This window comes from Phenylobacterium sp., from assembly GCF_019636135.1.
Lineage (GTDB): Bacteria > Pseudomonadota > Alphaproteobacteria > Caulobacterales > Caulobacteraceae > Phenylobacterium.
This window is the reverse complement of record NZ_JAHBYD010000030.1, coordinates 47,877-64,505: the sequence shown is the minus strand read 5'-3', so window position 1 is coordinate 64,505 and position 16,629 is coordinate 47,877. Positions and strand designations below refer to the sequence as shown.

14 protein-coding genes are annotated in these 16,629 nt (G+C 71.2%); 9 read left to right on the top strand and 5 right to left on the bottom strand.

Annotation, left to right across the window (positions count from 1 at the left end; genetic code table 11):
- Together KF737_RS18560 and KF737_RS18555 are read right to left on the bottom strand one after the other, a co-directional pair.
- On the bottom strand, window positions 1–395 hold a 395-nt coding region (locus KF737_RS18560), incomplete at its 3' end, for a hypothetical protein (RefSeq protein WP_296458486.1).
- A gap of 233 nt (window positions 396–628) precedes the next feature.
- Window positions 629–2,290, bottom strand: a complete 1,662-nt coding sequence (locus KF737_RS18555) for a LysM peptidoglycan-binding domain-containing protein (protein WP_296458483.1) — start codon at window positions 2,288–2,290, stop codon at window positions 629–631.
- A 195-nt stretch (window positions 2,291–2,485) separates the two neighbouring features.
- Between KF737_RS18555 and KF737_RS18550 the strand changes: the two genes are divergently transcribed.
- Window positions 2,486–2,983 (top strand): GAF domain-containing protein, encoded by a 498-nt coding sequence (locus KF737_RS18550; RefSeq protein WP_296458480.1) that lies wholly within the window; start codon window positions 2,486–2,488, stop codon window positions 2,981–2,983.
- Window positions 2,984–3,216: 233 nt separating this feature from the next.
- On the opposite strand, the gene KF737_RS18545 is transcribed toward KF737_RS18550, so the two are convergent.
- A complete protein-coding gene (locus tag KF737_RS18545; RefSeq protein WP_296458479.1) occupies window positions 3,217–3,414 on the bottom strand; it encodes a hypothetical protein in 198 nt (65 codons plus the stop codon).
- 226 nt (window positions 3,415–3,640) lie between these two features.
- On the opposite strand from KF737_RS18545, the gene KF737_RS18540 reads away from it, so the two are divergent.
- From KF737_RS18540 to KF737_RS18530, 3 genes are all read left to right on the top strand, one after another.
- The gene (locus KF737_RS18540) at window positions 3,641–4,813 is read left to right on the top strand and encodes an acetyl-CoA C-acetyltransferase (protein WP_296458476.1); all 1,173 of its coding nucleotides are present in this window, start codon (window positions 3,641–3,643) and stop codon (window positions 4,811–4,813) included.
- A 171-nt stretch (window positions 4,814–4,984) separates the two neighbouring features.
- Window positions 4,985–5,668 carry an SDR family NAD(P)-dependent oxidoreductase gene (locus KF737_RS18535; protein WP_296458473.1) on the top strand — a complete coding sequence of 228 codons (684 nt, stop codon included), beginning with the start codon at window positions 4,985–4,987 and terminating at the stop codon, window positions 5,666–5,668.
- A 306-nt stretch (window positions 5,669–5,974) separates the two neighbouring features.
- A complete protein-coding gene (locus tag KF737_RS18530; protein ID WP_296458469.1) occupies window positions 5,975–8,047 on the top strand; it encodes a TonB-dependent siderophore receptor in 2,073 nt (690 codons plus the stop codon).
- Between the two features lie 149 nt (window positions 8,048–8,196).
- Here the strand turns inward: KF737_RS18530 and KF737_RS18525 are convergent, their stop codons facing one another.
- Window positions 8,197–10,575 carry a penicillin acylase family protein gene (locus KF737_RS18525; protein ID WP_296458466.1) on the bottom strand — a complete coding sequence of 793 codons (2,379 nt, stop codon included), beginning with the start codon at window positions 10,573–10,575 and terminating at the stop codon, window positions 8,197–8,199.
- A gap of 118 nt (window positions 10,576–10,693) precedes the next feature.
- Between KF737_RS18525 and KF737_RS18520 the strand changes: the two genes are divergently transcribed.
- Both KF737_RS18520 and KF737_RS18515 read left to right on the top strand, forming a co-directional pair.
- Window positions 10,694–11,062, top strand: a complete 369-nt coding sequence (locus KF737_RS18520; protein WP_296458463.1) for a VOC family protein — start codon at window positions 10,694–10,696, stop codon at window positions 11,060–11,062.
- A 19-nt stretch (window positions 11,063–11,081) separates the two neighbouring features.
- Window positions 11,082–11,450, top strand: coding sequence for a VOC family protein (locus tag KF737_RS18515; RefSeq protein ID WP_296458460.1), 369 nt, complete (start codon window positions 11,082–11,084; stop codon window positions 11,448–11,450).
- A gap of 222 nt (window positions 11,451–11,672) precedes the next feature.
- Here KF737_RS18515 and KF737_RS18510 read toward each other — a convergent pair whose 3' ends face one another.
- Window positions 11,673–12,992 carry a sorbosone dehydrogenase family protein gene (locus KF737_RS18510; RefSeq protein WP_296458457.1) on the bottom strand — a complete coding sequence of 440 codons (1,320 nt, stop codon included), beginning with the start codon at window positions 12,990–12,992 and terminating at the stop codon, window positions 11,673–11,675.
- Between the two features lie 100 nt (window positions 12,993–13,092).
- Here KF737_RS18510 and KF737_RS18505 point away from each other — a divergent pair, with 100 nt between their 5' ends.
- The 3 genes from KF737_RS18505 (at window position 13,093) to KF737_RS18495 (ending at window position 16,629) form a co-directional block, all read left to right on the top strand.
- A complete protein-coding gene (locus tag KF737_RS18505; protein WP_296458454.1) occupies window positions 13,093–14,259 on the top strand; it encodes an acyl-CoA dehydrogenase family protein in 1,167 nt (388 codons plus the stop codon).
- Window positions 14,256–15,326, top strand: a complete 1,071-nt coding sequence (locus KF737_RS18500) for an acyl-CoA dehydrogenase family protein (protein WP_296458452.1) — start codon at window positions 14,256–14,258, stop codon at window positions 15,324–15,326. The genes KF737_RS18505 and KF737_RS18500 overlap by 4 nt, the downstream gene beginning before the upstream one ends.
- Window positions 15,327–15,483: 157 nt before the next feature.
- Window positions 15,484–16,629, top strand: coding sequence for a serine hydrolase domain-containing protein (locus KF737_RS18495; RefSeq protein ID WP_296458449.1), 1,146 nt, complete (start codon window positions 15,484–15,486; stop codon window positions 16,627–16,629).

Here is a 16,629-nt window from a genome sequence, read left to right as displayed (position 1 = left end):
GGCGCCACGCGTTCGAGGATCAGGATGGCGCCGTCGTACCAGGTGAGCGCCATCCGGTCCGGGGCGAGGCGGACGGCGATGGCGCCGCCCGCCGCCTCGGGGCCGAACGGGCCCTGGCCGCAGCCGAGGGTCGCCGCCGGCGCGCGCTTCGCCTCGGGCAGCACGTCGGCCTCGTAGTAGTCCCGCAGCAGCTTGCCGGCCGGCTCGTCGGCGGGCTCGAAGGCCGGCATCACGCAGACCTCGTTCAGCGTCGGGGGCGCGCCGCCTCGCCAGCTCAGCCGGCGCGGGGTCACGACCAGGCGCGCGCCCATGTAGGTCGGGTCGTTCGGGACGAGGGCCTGCACGGGGCTGGGCGCGACGTCGACGCGGGTCACGCGCCATTCGCCCTGGAACATGGCCGCGGTCGCGCCTGTGATCGGTCCGTGATCCTCATCCGCCGCCGACGCTTCGACCTGCGCCGGGGCAGGCGCAGGAGCGGGCGCGGGAGGCGGCGCGGGCGTGGCCGCTGGCGCGCGAGCCGGCGGTTCCGGCCGCGCCGGCTCGCGCCGGTCGCAGGCGTTCAGCAGGAGGGCGGCCACACAGGCCGGCAGGACACGCAGGGTCGGCCTCACTTCCGGGCGCCGTCCGATCAGCGCGGCGCGTCGAGCAGCACGTAGCGGAACCGCTGCTGGTCGGCCACAGCCTCCAGCGCCTGGAAGAACCGCGCGTGTTCGTCCGGGGGTAGGGTCTGGCACCCCATCGAGCCCGTGATGTTCCGCCCGCCGACGTGGATGTGCATGGCGGCCGCGCCCTTGACCCGGGTCTGGGGCTCCATCGCCGAGATGCGGCCGTCCTGGTCCACATCGCGCTGGACGATGGCCGTCGCGTTCGGGTCGGCCCGGAGGGCGAGGGTGTCCCTGTTGTCGATGCGGTAGACGCCGCGGATGTACTCGACGGTCTGGCCCGACTTCAGTTGGCCGAGATCGGGGCGGCCGTCCCCGTCGGCGTCCGGCGGTCGCGAGTTGCTGCCGGGCCTCAGGTAGCGCGTGCTGGGCTCGGTGTTGCACCTGAAGGTCTGGGCTCCGTAGCCGCCGCCGTTCCTGCGCACGATGACCATGGTGTCGTCGTACAGCCCGTTGCCGCCGTTCGCGTCGAACGGGGTCTGCTTGCGCAGCCCGAGCAGGACCGCGCGCCCCGCGTCGAGGTCCGCCACCGCGGCCTCCGACCCGTTGTTCCGGACGAGCTCGGCGTACGACGGTCCGGTCGGTGCGGTTCCCGGCGCCTGGGGTGCGGGCGGCGCAGGCGGCGGCGCGGCCGGCGTCCCGGCCTTCCTGAACAGCGCCACCTCGTCGGCCCGGCGGTTGACCAGGCCCTGCACGACCTTGCCGCCCGACCTGTTCCACCAGGCCATGGCTTCGGCGGCGCCGGCGAAGTCGCCGCGGTTGAGCCGCTCCAGGGCGGTGGAGTCCCTGAAGTTGGGGGTCCCGATGTTGTAGGCCAGCGACACCAGGGCATCGAACTGGTTCTGGGTGACGGGGACGCGGATCAGGCCACGCACGGCGGTCACATAGGGGCCGACGGCCTTGGCGAGCAGCGCGCGCTCCTGCGCCGGCGTGACGCGGATGTTGGCGTTCGCCGTGCAGAAGGCCTGGGCCGCGGCGTCACGCAACCCGCAACCCCTCGCCAGATCGCCGGCCATGGCCGCGCTCATGCCGACCGCCGTGAGGTCGGCGACGACGCTTTCCCGGGTGCGGTTCTTGAGGTCGTAGCCCGGCCCGATGGTTACGCCGCTCGCGCCCTTCGGCCAGTGCGGCCGGTCGCTGACGCCGGTCTGCGCCTCATGGGCGAACAGGAAGTCGGCCCCGTTCGGGGAGAGGCCGCCCAACGTCGCGCCGGGCGGCGGCGGGGGCGTCGGGACCGGCGGCGTCGGCGTCGCGGGCGGCTGCCCGTCGTCCGCGCGCAGGCGCAGCACCTGGCCGATCCGGAGCACGTAGGGCGCCGCGATGCCGTTGAGGTCGGCGATCGCCCTCCAGCCGATGCCGTACCGCGCGCCGATCCCGCCCAGCGTGTCGCCGGCGACGACCTTGCAGGTCGCGGGGACCGCCCTGGGCGCCGGGGCCGGCGCCGCCGCCACGGGCGGCGGCGGGGGTGCGGCGGGGAGGGCGATCCTCTGGCCCACGCCGATCGCGTTCGCGTTCCGGATAGTGGGGTTGGCGGTCTTCAGCGCGGCCAGCGTGACGCCGTACCGCCGGGCGATACCGGAGAGCGTGTCCCCGGCCTTGACGATGTGAACGGGGCCATCCTTCGGCATGAGTTTCCCCTCGATAGCCGATGTCTCGACAACTTTAGCGGGCAAATTGGTTCGGAGTCATCTGAAAGCGGCGTCTTGAGCACGTCGCGGACAGGGCGGCAGCGGAACATGCGCGTGCGTCAGAAGCGGACGTAAGGCGGGGGTGCGCCTCGGGCGCCGCTGGCCGCGGCCGTCGCGGCCCGCTACATCACCGGCATGGCCGAAGCGTTCAACGAGACCGTGCTGCCCGCCGCGAAGGCCGAGCGCTACGCCGCCGTGGCCGAGGAGATCGCCGCGGTGCTGGAGGGCGAGCCGAACCTCACCGCGCGGATGGCGACGGTGGCCTCGATGCTGGCCGCGAGCTTCGAGGACTACTTCTGGACGGGCTTCTACGTGGTCGATCCCACGAAGGACCGCGAGCTGGTGGTGGGGCCCTACCAGGGCACGCTGGGGTGCCTGCGCATCGCGTTCGGACGCGGCGTCTGCGGCGCGGCGGCGGCGACGCGGGAGACGCAGGTGGTGGCGGATGTCCACGCCTTCCCGGGGCACATCGCCTGCGACAGCCGCTCGGCGAGCGAGATCGTGGTTCCGGTGGTGGACGGCGGCGGCGAGCTGATCGCCGTGTTCGACGTGGATTCGGAACGCCCGGCGGCGTTCGACGGCGTCGACAGGGACTGGCTGGAGCGGATCCTGGCGCGGACCTTCGCCGCGTAGGGCGAACCCACGGGCCGGGCTGAAGACCTATTCAATTCAGAACGTCATGGCCGGGCTTGTCCCGGCCACCCATGAACACCGGCGGCATTCGGAAGGGCGCCGCGGCCGACGCTGCGGCGTCCTGACGCCTGCCTGCGCGTATGGGTGGCCGGGACAAGCCCGGCCATGACGTTCCTGGGGAGTTAGGCGGAGAGGCGCCGGCCGTGCGGGGCCGACGCCTCTACCGGTCGTCGTTACTTCGTGGTCTTGGCGTCGGTCTTGGCTTCGGTCTTCGCCGCGGCCTTCTTGGCCGGCGCCTTCTTGGCCGGAGCCTTGTGGGCGGTCTTGGCGGGCGGGGTCGCGGCCGGCGTCGCACCCTGGGCGAGCGCGAGGGCGGGCGCGCCGGCGAGGGCGAGGGCGGTGAGGGCCGAAACGGCGAGGCGGAGCTTCATGGAAGGTGGTTCCTGTTCCCAACGGGTCACGTCGACCCGACGCCCACAACCTCACGCGGCCAGCTTTCAGCCATCCGGCGGCCCCCTTACAAATCTGTCAGCCGCCGGGCTTGGGCGATGCGCCAGGCATGACGCGTGCGTCACCCTCCGTTGTCTTCCGCTGCGGCGCCCGCCTAGAACCCTCCCGAAGCGCCGAAGACGGCGCGCGAGACATTGGAGCAATGACATGGCCGAGGCCTATATCGTCGCCGCAACCCGCACCGCCGGGGGCCGCAAGGGCGGCCGCCTCCGCGACTGGCACCCCTCGGACCTGGCCGGCAAGGTGCTGGACGACCTGGTCGCGCGCACGGGCATCGACCCGGCGGTGATCGAGGACGTGATCATGGGCTGCGTGACCCAGGCCGGCGAGCAGTCGACCAACATCGCGCGCAACGCCGTCCTGTCGTCGAGCCTGCCGGAAAGCGTGCCGGCCACCTCGGTCGACCGCCAGTGCGGCTCGTCGCAGCAGGCCCTGCAGTTCGCCGCCCAGGCCGTGATGAGCGGCACCCAGGACGTGGTGATCGCCTCGGGCGTGGAGAGCATGACGCGCTGCGCCATGGGCATGGCGGTGATCCTGCCGGCCAAGGCGGGCCTCGGCGTGCCGAAGAGCCCGAAGCAGGAAGAGCGCTACCCCAACATCCAGTTCAGCCAGTTCGCCGGCGCCGAGATGGTCGCCAAGAAGTACGGACTGACCAAGGACCAGTTGGACGAGTACGGCTATCGCAGCCACCAGAACGCCATCGCGGCCACCCAGGCGGGCGCGTTCAAGGACGAGATCCTGGTGCTGGACGGCAAGGACGCCGAGGGCAATACGGTGCGCCATGAGGCCGACGAGGGCATCCGCTTCGAGGCCAGCCTGGAAGCGATGAAGAACGTGAAGCTCCTCCAGGAAGGCGGCGCGATCACCGCGGCGACCTCCAGCCAGATCTGCGACGGCGCCTCGGGCGTGATGGTCGTGTCGGAGAAGGCGCTGAAGGAGCACAACCTGACGCCGATGGCGCGCGTCCACCACCTGTCGGTGATGGGCCACGACCCGGTGATCATGCTGGAAGCCCCGATCCCGGCGACCGAGCGGGCGCTGAAGCGGGCGGGCCTGTCGATCGACGACATCGACCTGTTCGAAGTCAACGAAGCCTTCGCCTCGGTGCCGGTCGCGTTCCTGCAGAAGACGGGCGCCGATCCGGACCGCCTGAACGTCAACGGCGGCGCCATCGCGCTGGGCCACCCGCTGGGCGCCTCGGGGACCAAGCTGATGACCACGCTGCTCTACGCGCTGAAGGCGCGCGGCAAGAAGTACGGCCTGCAGACCATGTGCGAAGGCGGCGGCCTGGCCAACGTGACGATCGTCGAGCGGCTCTAAGACCGACCCACTGAAGCCCTCCTCCTCGATGGAGGAGGGTCGGGTGGTGTGACCGCTGAACGAAATCGTGCGCGCGAGAGACGCTGGCGTCTCCGCAGCCACACCGATAAGGCCCCCACCATCCCCGGCCCTTCCTCCATCGAGGAGGAAGGGAGGAACGGAGCAGAGAGCATGGCCGGCCGCGTCGTCGTCATCACCGGAGCCTTCGGCATCCTGGGCTCGGCCGTCGCGAAGGCGGCGACGGCGCAAGGGGCGGGCCTGGCGCTGATCGATGCGGCCAAGGCGCCGGCGGGCGTGGGCGGCGAGGCGCTCGTGCTGGCCGAGACGGACCTGACCGATCCCGTGCAGGTGGGCGCCGCGATGGCCGCCATCGGCGAGCGGTACGGTCGGATCGACGCCCTGCTGAACATCGCCGGCGGCTTCGTCTGGGAGAAGATCGAGGGGCAGGACCCGTCGCGCTGGGCCGACCTCTTCAGGCTGAACGTGGTCACCGCCGCCAACGCCAGCCGCGCGGCGATCCCGCACCTGAGGAAGAGCGACCACGGGCGGATCGTCAACGTGGGCTCGGCCGCGGCGCTGAAGGCGGGCGCAGGCATGGGCGCCTATTCGGCGGCGAAGGCGGGCGTGCATGCGCTGACCCAGGCGCTGGCCGAGGAGCTGAAGGGCGACGGGATCACCGTCAACGCCGTGCTGCCCTCGATCATCGACACCCCGGCCAACCGCGCCGACATGCCCGACACCGACCCTTCGGTCTGGGTCGCGCCCGACGACCTGGCGGCGGTGATCCTGTTCCTCGCCAGCGAGGCTTCGACGGCGGTGACGGGCTCGCTGGTGCCGGTCACGGGGCGGGTCTAGCCCTCTTCCCCTCATCCTGAACGTCATCCCCGGCCTTGTGCCGGGGGATCCATCCGTCGGCCGCAAGGCGGCGGGAGCGAACCGCGCGGCGCGGTTCGCCGCCAGGGCGTTCGGGTGGCTGAACCATGGATCCCCGGCACAAGGCCGGGGATGACGTTCATGAGAGAGAGGGGGGAGAAAGTGGGGCCATCCGCGTACGCTGTTACGTGAAAGCCGCACCCGGTTTTCTAAATCCGCCGATAGGTGAACGCCGGTAGCTCAGGCGTTCGAAGCGGGCGACAGTGAAGCCGGGAGGGAACCCCTGGAATGGGTCCTTGGCTTCTGATCGCCGCGGCCGCGCCGCCGGCGGCCGAAATCGTTGTCGCCAACACACCGCCGCCGGCCGCGCCCGCGGAGCGTGGGATCACGGCCTATCCGCCGGGCTTCTTCGCCGAGGCGCAGCCGACCAGCGCCTACGACATGGTGATCCGCCTGCCGGGCTTCACCTTCGACAAGGGCGCCGCGGTGCGCGGCCTGGCCGGGGCGGCGGGCAACGTGATCATCGACGGCCAGCCGCCGGTGTCGAAGAACGACGCCCTGGACGAGATCCTGAAGCGCATCCCGGCGGGTTCGGTGGAGCGCATCGAGTTGATCCGCGGCGGCGCGCCGGGCATCGACATGGACGGCCGCTCGGTGCTGGCCAACGTCGTGCGGCGGCAGGCGGCGGGGTTCAAGGCGGCGGTCTCGCCCATCGCCAACTTCATCTACGACGGGCGGGTTCTGAACAGCCTGCGGGCCGAGGCGCAGTGGCGGTGGCCGGGCGGCCGCTCTGCGGAGCTGTCGCAGGTCTACGGCAAGGGGCCGAACGAGGAACTGGGCGACGGGGTGCGCACCCGCGTCGGCGCGAACGGCGCGGTGCGCCTGCGCTCGAACGTGGACGTCGACAGCGGCGGCCAGCGTATCTACACGATCGGCGCCTTCGAGACGCCGGCCCTGGGCGGCCGGGTGCGGCTGAACGGCGCCTACCAGCTCAATCCATCGTTCGTGGAGCTCTACGACCGCTATGTCGGCGGCGGGAAGGAGTATGAATACGACCGGATCGACCGCAGGCAGATCGAGACAGGCCTGCGCTTCTCGCGGGCGCTCGGCGCCACGACCGGGCTGGAGGTGATCGCCTTCCGGCAGATGAACGACAGCGACACGACGGTCCATTTCGAGGCGCCCGCGCTGGTGCGCGACTTTGCCCTCGACCGCGAGAGCACCGAGACGGTGGGGCGCGTGACGCTGAAGCGCCGCCAGTCGCCGCGGCTGTCGTTCGAGGGCAGCCTGGAGGGCGCGCTCAACAGATTGGACAGCGAGACGTCCCTGACCGTGAACGGGCGCGCCGTCGTGGTGCCCGCCGCGAACGTGCAGTTCGAGGAGAAGCGCGCCGAGCTGGCCGGCCGGGTGAACTGGCGTGCGACCGAGACCCTGGCCCTGGAGGCGGCCGTGCGGCAGGAGCAGTCGACCGTGACGTCGCGCGGCGACGTGGCGCTGGAGAAGACGCTGCGCTTCACCAAGCCGCGAGTGGCGGCGACCTGGAGCCCGAGCCCCGTGAACCAGGTGCGGCTGCGGCTGGAGCGCGAGGTGGGCCAGCTCAACTTCGACGACTTCGTCGCCACCTCGAACGTGGCGTCCACCGGCACGCTGTCGGCCGGCAACCCCGACCTGACGCCGCAGCAGGCGTGGGTGTTCGAGGCGGCGGCCGAGCGGCGGTTCTGGGGCGGCGGCGCGCTGGTGCTGACCGTGCGCCACTTCGAGCTGTCCGACGTGGTCGACCGCGTCCCGATCTTCGGGCCGACGGGCGCGATCCTGGCGGACTCGCCGGGCAACATCGGCAACGGGACCAAGGACGAATACGCGCTGAACCTGACGCTCCCGCTGGACCGGCTGGGCGTGCCCGGCGCGCAGTTCCGCGGCTACGTCATCCGGCGCCGGACGCGGGTGACGGATCCGCTGACGGGCATCAAGCGCGAGATCTCGGTCCTGCGGCCCGCCGACGTCCGCGAAGGATCGCAGAACGGGCCGGTGAGCTGGGAGGCGCACTTCACCCAGGACCTGCCGGCGATCCACACCGTCTGGGGCGCCGACGTGGTCGGCGGCTTCCGCGAGACCACCTACCGGCTGAGCGAGATCGAGACCCGCAAGGTCACCGCCACGGTCCTGCTGTTCGCGGAGTACAAGGCCGCGCCCGACCTGACGCTGCGGGTCGAGGCGCAGGCGATGAACCAGCGCAACGCACGCCGCATCCGCGAGGTCTACGTCGGCCCGCGCAGCCGTGGCGTGCTCGACTACACCGACGTGCGCGACCTGGAGTGGGGCGGCAGCCTCTATTTCCGCGCCCGCAAGACGTTCGGCTAACTCTCCTCTCCCCCCGCGAAGCGGAGAGGGAGAGGGCGGCTGGGTGACGTCTGTGGTAGCCGAGGAACCGCTGAGCGGCTCGTTCTTCCGCGCCGCCCTCTCCCTGCCCTCTCCCTCTCCGTTCGCTCCGCTCACGGGGGGAGAGGAAGCTACGGCGCTGGCGTGAGCTTCATCAGGGTCTCGGCGTCGCCCTCGACGGCGGCGCGGGTGAAGCGCAGGGGGATGTAGGACCCGGCGGCCCAGAGCGGGAAGAGGTCGCGGTAGTGGGGGCTCGCCGGGTCGGCGGACTGGCCGGGGGTGTTGATGATCATCGAGTTGTCCCAGGCGCCCACGTCCAGGACGAAGCGCACCGAGGCGCCGGCCGTCTGGTTGAAGGTCCGGGCGTCCCAGGTGGCGGCGCGCGGGGTCGAGGCCGAGCCGGGGACCTGAAGCGGGCCGAGGGTCATCTGGGCGGCGAGCTTCTCGTCGGCCAGGGCGGCGACGGCGGGCACGAAGACGGCGCGATGGAGCTGGCCCCAGGTCCAGGTTCCCATGTCGGGGCCGAGGCGGCCCTTCAACTCGCCGATGGCGTCGGCGAGGCTGGCGAGCAGGATCGGCGCGCGCGCGCCGGGCGGCTGGCCCTCGAGCCACGTCAGGAGCGGGTCGGGGGTGCTGGCGCCGACCAGCGCCTGGGCCGCGGGCGAGACGCCTGCCGCGGCCGTCACGCGGCGGCCGAGGTGCTTCACGGCCCAGGTCTCGTAGATCGCGGCGGCGGCGCTGTCGGTGCGCTCGTCGGCGTTCCAGGCCTCCAGCAGGGCGAGGGCCCGCGACACGTCGGGGTCGGTGGACGTCAGGCCCTTCAGCAGCGCCAGGCCGCGGCGCGCCTGCGGACTGGTGCTGTCGCCCTGCAACGCCATGGAGTCGGCCAGCGTCGATTTCGGCAGCGCCGACAGCACCTCGTGGATGCGCACGGACCGCGTGTCGTCGGCCCACTCGAAGCCGAGCTTGCGCCGCTCGCGCGGATAGGCCGGCTCGGCGGGGATGTTCATGGCGTTGGCGGTGGCGAAGAAGCCGGCCGCGGGGTTCTTCGTGACCGGCAGGCCGCCGTCCTCGACGAAGCCCTTCCACTCGTAGCGCCCGTCGCCCGGCACGGGCATCAGGCCGTCCCAGTTCGGGCGCACGGGTGTCCTACCCGCGGCCGACCAGCCGATGTCGCCCTTGGTGTCGGCGTAGGCCAGGTTGAGCGGCGGGGCGCCCCAGCGGTTGCGGGCGGTCTGGAAGTCGTCCCAGCCCTGGGCGCGCCACATGCGCGAGGAGCCGAAGTAGCCGGAGAGGCCGGGCTCGTTCCAGATGGTGCGGATGGCGAAGGCCTTGGCGCCTTGCTGCCAGACGACGGGGCCATGGCGGGTGAAGTGCAATTCGACCTCGCGCGGGGCCTCGCCCTTCACCTCGATGGTCTCCTTGACCACCTTCATCGGCTCGAAGCCGCCCTTGTAGCGATAGGCGTTGCCCTGGACCTCGTAGGCGTAGAGGTCCTCCTGGTCGATGTAGAAGATGGTGATGGCGTAGGCGGTGGTCCCGTTGTGGCCCATCGAGACGCCGGGCAGCGCCGGCTCGCCCGCGCCGATGATCGACAGGCCCGGCGCGTCGAGGTGGGCGATGTAGCGGAGCGAGGGCGCGCCGACCGGCCGGTGGGGATCGCCGGCGAGGATCGGCCGCCCCGTGGCGCTGCGGTCGGCCGAGATGGTCCAGTTGTTCGAGCCCTCGGCGGCGCGCTCGTCGATCACCTGGGCGAGCGCCTTGGGCGCTTCGGCCGACGCCTCGCGGGTCATGGCCTTGAAGCTCACCGGCTCGGTGGCGAGGACGTAGTCCTTCAACACGTCGGCCGGGACGCTGCACGGGTCGAGGCCCTTGGGGATGACGACCTTGTGGGCGGGCTCCAGGCGGCGGCGCAGCGTGTCGGCGTCGAGGCCGCCGGCGCAGACGGCCTGGGCGCGGGCCACCTCGGACGTCACGTTGCTGACCAGGGCGTGGCTGCGGATGCGCAGGACGTCCTCGGCGGCCCAGAGCTCGGGCGCGCTCTTCGTCAGCTTGAACTCGACGGGCAGCGGGCGTTTTCCCGCCTGCACTTCGGCCACGTAGGCGTTGACGCCCGCCGCGAAGGCTTCGACCGCCTCCCGGGCGCTCGGGTCGTAGGCCGCCCACTCGGCCGCCATGTCGCCGCGGTAGAGGAAGAGGCGGGCGGCGCGGTCCTGCGCCACATAGGCCGGGCCGAAGCTGGCCGAGAGGCGGCCCAGGCCGCGCTTGCGCCAGAGGTCGATCTGCCACAGCCGGTCGCGGGCGGCGTTGTAGCCCTGGAGGAAGAACGCGTCCCTGGCCGACTTCGCGTAGATGTGCGGGATGCCCCAGCGGTCGACGATGATCTCGGCCGGCTGGGCGAGCCCCTTCACCGCCCGGTCCTCGACCTTCACGGCGCTCGACACCCCGGCATGCGCCGCCCCCGCCAGCAGGCCCGCCGCCGCCACCCCGAACACCAGTCCACGCGCCATGTCAGCGTCTCCCCTTATCCCGCAGATAATGGACGGAGACCGCCCGGCGCGTCACGACCCAGCTTGCGCTTCCGCACAGGTCATCGGCTAGGGTGGCGCTTCACAGGAGGGAATACCCATGCTCGGCTACGCGACGATCGGCGCCAACGACCTCGAAAAGTCGGCCAAGTTCTACGACGCGGTGTTCGCGCCGCTGGGCGGCAAGCGCGCCTTCGCCAACGAACGCATGCAGTTCTATATGGGCGGCGCCACGTCCGGCATGATCGCGATCTGCAAGCCCTACGACGACAAGCCCGCCACCGCCGGCAACGGGTCGATGTTCGGGCTTTCCGCGCAGGATCATGCGCAGGTGGACGCCGTCCACGCCGCCGCGATCGCCGCCGGCGCCGTGGACGAAGGCGCGCCGGGGATGCGCACCGACACCTTCTACGGCGCGTACTTCCGCGATCCCGACGGCAACAAGATCTGCGTCTTCAAGATGGGCTGAGCCCCAAGGGAAACTTGAGATGATCGGCTACACCACCCTGGGCGTCACCGATCTCGCGCGGGCCAGGGCGTTCTACGACGCCGTCCTGGCCCCGCTCGGCGGCAAGCGGGCGCTCGACTACGAGCGCTCGACCTACTTCGGCGGCTCGGGCCGCGGCGCGCTGCTCGGGATCACCCTGCCGTTCGACGGCAACGCCCAGAGCGTCGGCAACGGCGTGATGGTCGCCCTGGCGGCGAGCGGGCCGGAGCAGATCCATGCGGTTCACGCCGCCGCGATGGCGGCGGGCGCGACCTGCGAAGGCCCGCCGGGCGACCGCGGCGGCGGCTTCTACGGCGCCTACTTCCGCGACCTCGATGGCAACAAGCTCTGCGTCTACAAGATGAGCTGAGCCGCCGCAGGCGCTGTCACTTCAGAACCACGGATTACACGGATGGAGGCCGGCGCTAATCCGTGAAATCCGTGCTTCTTCGAAAAGCGGCGGCCGCCGGGCTGGGCCGACGACCGCCGAGGAAGAGGTCACACACGGGAACCTCCGGGCCGCTACGAACTACGCGCGTAAATCTTACGACTGTCAACTATCCGTTCCCTTCCCGTGAACGGGAAGGGAAGGTCAGGCCGACGGCGCAACCCGCCAGACGATGCCGCCCACGTCGTCGGCCACCAGCAGCGCGCCGCGCTTGTCGACGATGACGCCGACCGGGCGGCCCTGGATCTTGTCGTCGGCGTTGAGGAAGCCGGTGAGGAAGGCCTGCGGCGGCATCTGCGGCCGCCCGCCCGCGAAGGGGATGAAGACCACGCGATAGCCGTTCAGCGGCTTGCGGTTCCATGAGCCGTGCTGGCCGATGAACGCGCCGCCGCGGAAGGCCGGCGGGAAGGCGTCGCCGCGGTAGAACGCGAGGCCCAGCGACGCGGTGTGCGGGCCGGTGGCGTAGTCGGGCGTCAGGGCGGCGGCCACCAGGTCGGGCCGTTGCGGCTTCACCCGCCTGTCGACGTTCCGGCCCCAATAGCTGTAGGGCCAGCCGTAGAAGCCGCCGTCCTTGACGCTGGTGAGGTAGTCGGGCGGCAGGTCATTGCCGATCTCGTCGCGCTCGTTGGAGACGGTCCACATGGCGCCCGTCGTCGGCTCGAAGTCGATGCCGTTGGGATTGCGGATGCCGCTCGCGTAGACGCGCGCCTTGCGGGTGGCGAGGTCGTACTCCCAGATCGCCGCGCGGCCTTCCTCGGCGGCCATGCCGTTCTCGCCGATGTTCGAGTTGGAGCCGACGGTGGCGTAGAGCTTCGCGCCGTCCGGGCTGGCGACGACGTTCTTCGTCCAGTGGTGGTTGATGGGCGGGCCGGGCAGGGCGAAGACCGGCGCGCCGGGGCCCGTCTCCTGCGTGTCGCCGGTGCGGTAGGGGTAGCTCACGACGCCGTCGTGGTTGGCCACGTAGAGGGTGTCGCCGACGAGGGTCATGCCGAAGGGGCTCTTCAGGCCCTGGGCGAAGATGGTCCTGGTCTCGGCCACGCCGTCGCCGTCGGCGTCGCGCAGCAGCAGGATCCGGTCGGGGCTGGTCACGACGGACTTGACCTTCGTCATCAGCATCTTCTGGAAGAAGCCGCGGACGCCCTTGCTGTTCTTGTCGCCCCGGCTGGCCGGGCCGGCGGACTCGGCCACCAGCACGTCCCCGTTGGGCAGGACGTAGAGCCAGCGCGGATGGTCGAGGCCTTCGCCGAAGCGGGTGACCTTGAATCCCGGCGGCGCCTGCGGCGCGGCGTTGGCCGGCCAGCCCACGACCTCGGGCACGCCCACCGACGGGATCAGGCCGGTCCGCGGCTGGGCCAGCTCCGGGTTCGGGCCGAAGCCGACGAACGGGTCGCCGGAGCCGGGGCTCTGGCAGCTTCCGAGGGCGAGGGCGAGGGCGGCCGACGCGGCCAGCAGGACGTGACGCATGTCGACTCCTCCATTCATCCCAAACGCTGACGCCACGGCGCCGTTGCGCCGCCGGCCGAAAGTGGGCTGGAGTGACGGCGTAGGACTTCCGGAGCCGCGCATGGACCTGACGCTCACCCCCGAGCTTGCCACCTTCCGCGACGAGGTGCGCGCCTTCCTCGACGCCCACAAGGACGAATATGCCGACGGCGTCCCGAAGGACATGCGGGCGTGGCAGAAGACGCTGATCGCGAACGGCTACGCGGCGCGCACGATCCCCAAGGCCTACGGCGGCTTCGGCGCGGCGCCCGACATCCTGAAGAGCCGGATCATCGCCGAGGAATTCATCGCCGCGAACGCGCCGCGCGGCATGGCCGGGCAGGGCATCTCGATGCTGGTCCCGACGTTGCTCGAAGTGGGCTCCGAGGAGCAGAAGACGCGCTGGATCCCGCCGACGCTGGCGGGCGAGATCCTGTGGTGCCAGGGCTACTCCGAGCCGGGTGCGGGATCGGACCTCGCCAACCTCCAGACCAAGGCGGTCGAGGACGGTGAGGATTTCCTCATAAGTGGCCAGAAAATCTGGACAAGTACGGCCATGCAGGCGCAGATGATGTTCTGCCTGGTCCGCACCGAGCCGGACGCGCCGAAGCACGAGGGCATCAGCTACATCCTCTTCCCGATGTCGACGCCGGGGATCGAGGTGCGGCCGCTGAAGACCATGACCGGCGTCGCCGAGTTCAACGAGGTGTTCTTCACCGACGTGCGGGTGCCGAAGTCGGCGGTGGTCGGCGGACGCGGGCGCGGCTGGTTCGTGGCCAATGCGACGCTGAAGCACGAGCGGGGCATGCTGGGCGACCCGAACGCGACAGAAGCCCGGCTCAAGGCGCTGATCGAACTGATGAAATCCGAGACGGTCGACGGCCAGCGGGTCATCGACAACCCGGTCTTCCGCGACCGGCTGATGCAGCTCCAGGCCCGCGTGCTGTCGATGAAGTTCAACGGCCTGCGCACGGCGACCGACGACACGGCGGGCCTGGCGCGGATGGTCGTGAAGCTGCAGGGCTGCGAGTTGAACCACCAGGTCGCGGCGCTGGCCATCGACGCCCTGGGCGAGCTGGGCATCCTCTACCACGACGGGCCGTACCTGCGGGCCAAGGGGAACTGGCAGCGCAACTACATGTTCGACCTCGGCCTGATCATCGGCGGGGGGACGGCGCAGATCCAGAAGAACATCATTTCAGAGCGCGGCCTCGGGATGCCGCGCGAGCCGAAGGCGGCGCCCCAATGAGGTTCGCGCTTTCCGAAGACCAGGGCCTCTTGCAGGACAGCCTGAACAAGGCGCTGGCGCAGCTCTCGCCGCTGGATCGCGTGCGCAGGTTCGCCGACGGCGGCGAGATGACCGCGCCGGACATCTGGGCGGGGCTGTCGGATGCGGGCCTTCCGGGCCTGCTCGTCCCCGAGGAGTTCGGCGGGCTGGGCCTGGGCCTGCTGGAGGCCGCGCTGGCGGCCGAGGCGCTGGGCAAGGTGGTCGCGCCGACGCCGTTCCTGGGCTCGGCAGTGCTGGCGCCCTTGGCGCTGACGCTGGGCGGGAGCGTGGAGCAGAAGGCCGAGTGGCTGCCGAAGCTGGCCTCGGGCGAGGCGACGGCGGGTGTCGCCATCTCGGAGCCGATCGCGGGCGCGCGCGAAGGCGCGGGAGTCACGGCGAAGGACGGCAAGCTGACGGGCAAGGCGCTGTTCGCGCTCGACGCGCCCGGGGCGGACCTGCTGATCGTCGCCGACCGGGCGGGCGGGCTGCATCTGGCCGAGCCAGTCGAGGCCGTGCCGATGACGTCGATCGACGCCACGCGGCGGCTCTCGGAGCTGACTTTCAAGGACACGCCGGCTGAGGCGCTCAGCTCGAACCAGGCCCTGGAGCGGCTGCGCGACGCGGCCTGGACGATGATCGCAGCCGACACGCTGGGCGCGTGCCAGACGATGCTGGAGAAGGCGGTCGACTACGCGAAGGAGCGCAAGCAGTTCGGGCGCACCATCGGCAGCTTCCAGGCCGTGAAGCACCTCTGCGCCGAGATGGCCGCCGAGCTGGAGCCGGCGCGCGCGCTGGTCTGGTACGCCGCCTACGCCTTCGACCATGCGCCCGACGAGGCGCCGCTGATGGCCGCCCACGCCAAGGCGCACACCTCCGAGATCGGCCGCTTCATCGCCCGCACGGCCACGGAAGTGCATGGCGGGATCGGCATGACCGACCTTCTGGGGCTCCACTACTGGTTCAAGCGCATCGGCCAGAACCGCCAGATCCTGGGCGGGCCGGAACGGGTGCGCGAAACGGCGGCGCGCCTGCAAGGGCTGGCGGCTTAGGAGGCGTCCAGTTCGAAGCTTCCACAACCCGGTCATCCCCGCGCATGCGGGGACCCAGGCTTGCTTTTTGGGCTGGGGCCGCGCTCGATCGGAGCAAGAAGAGAAGTCTGGGTCCCCGCATGCGCGAGGATGACCGGGATCAGGGGAGGGTAAGATCATGGCCGACGGCTCCGTCCACGGCGACGTCCACGAGCGCTACGCCGCGGTGCGTACGCAGTTCGAGGAGAACCTGGAGAAGGGCGAGGACGTCGGCGCCTGCTTCTGCGCGACGGTCGAGGGCGAGACCGTCGTGGACCTCTGGGGCGGCTGGGCCGACCCGGCGCGCACCCGGCCGTGGGCGCGGGACACCCTCGTCAACGTCTACTCGACGACGAAGACGGTCACGGCGTTGACGGCGCTGCTGATCGCCGACCGCGGCGAGCTCGATTTTGACGCGCCGGTCGCGAAGTACTGGCCCGAGTTCGCCGCCAACGGGAAGGCGGAGACGAAGGTCAGCCACCTGATGAGCCACTCCGCCGGCCTCTCGGGCTGGAAGGAGAAGATCACCACCGAGGACCTCTACGACTGGGAGAAGATGACCTCGCTCCTGGCCGCGCAGGCGCCGTTCTGGGAGGCGGGCACGGCCCCCGGCTACCACGCGCTCACCCAGGGCTACCTGGTGGGCGAGGTGGTGCGCCGCATCACCGGCAAGTCGCTGGGCGCGGTGTTCCGCGAGGAGATAGCCGAGCCGTTGGGCGCCGACTTCTGGGTGGGCCTGCCGGCCTCGGAAGACGGCCGCGTCGCCGAACTGATCCCGCCGCCGCCGGGGACGGGCGTGGGCTCGAACGCCGGGCAGACCGAGTTGCAGGCCAACATGTCGCTGAACCCCGGCATCGACGTCTCGGCGACGAAGACGCGGGCCTGGCGCGGCGCCGAGATCCCGGCCGCGGGCGGCACGGGCAACGCGCGCTCGGTGGCGTTGGTGCATACGATCCTGGCCAACGGCGGGGTGGCGAAGGGCAAGCGCTTCATGTCCGAGGCCGGCTGCCGCAAGGCGTTGGAGCTGCAGGTCGAGGGGGAGGACCTGATCCTCGGCATGCCGGCGCGCTTCGGCCTGGGTTTCGGGCTGGCCGGCGTGATCCCGCTGCCGAACCCGGACGACAGCATGTACTGGGGCGGCTACGGCGGCTCGCTGATCCTCATCGACATGAAGGCGCGGACCACCATCGCCTACGCCATGAACAAGATGGCCCCGACGACCCAGGGCGACATGCGCGCCCTGGGCCTAGCCATGGGCATCTGGACCGCGATGGGGACGATCTAG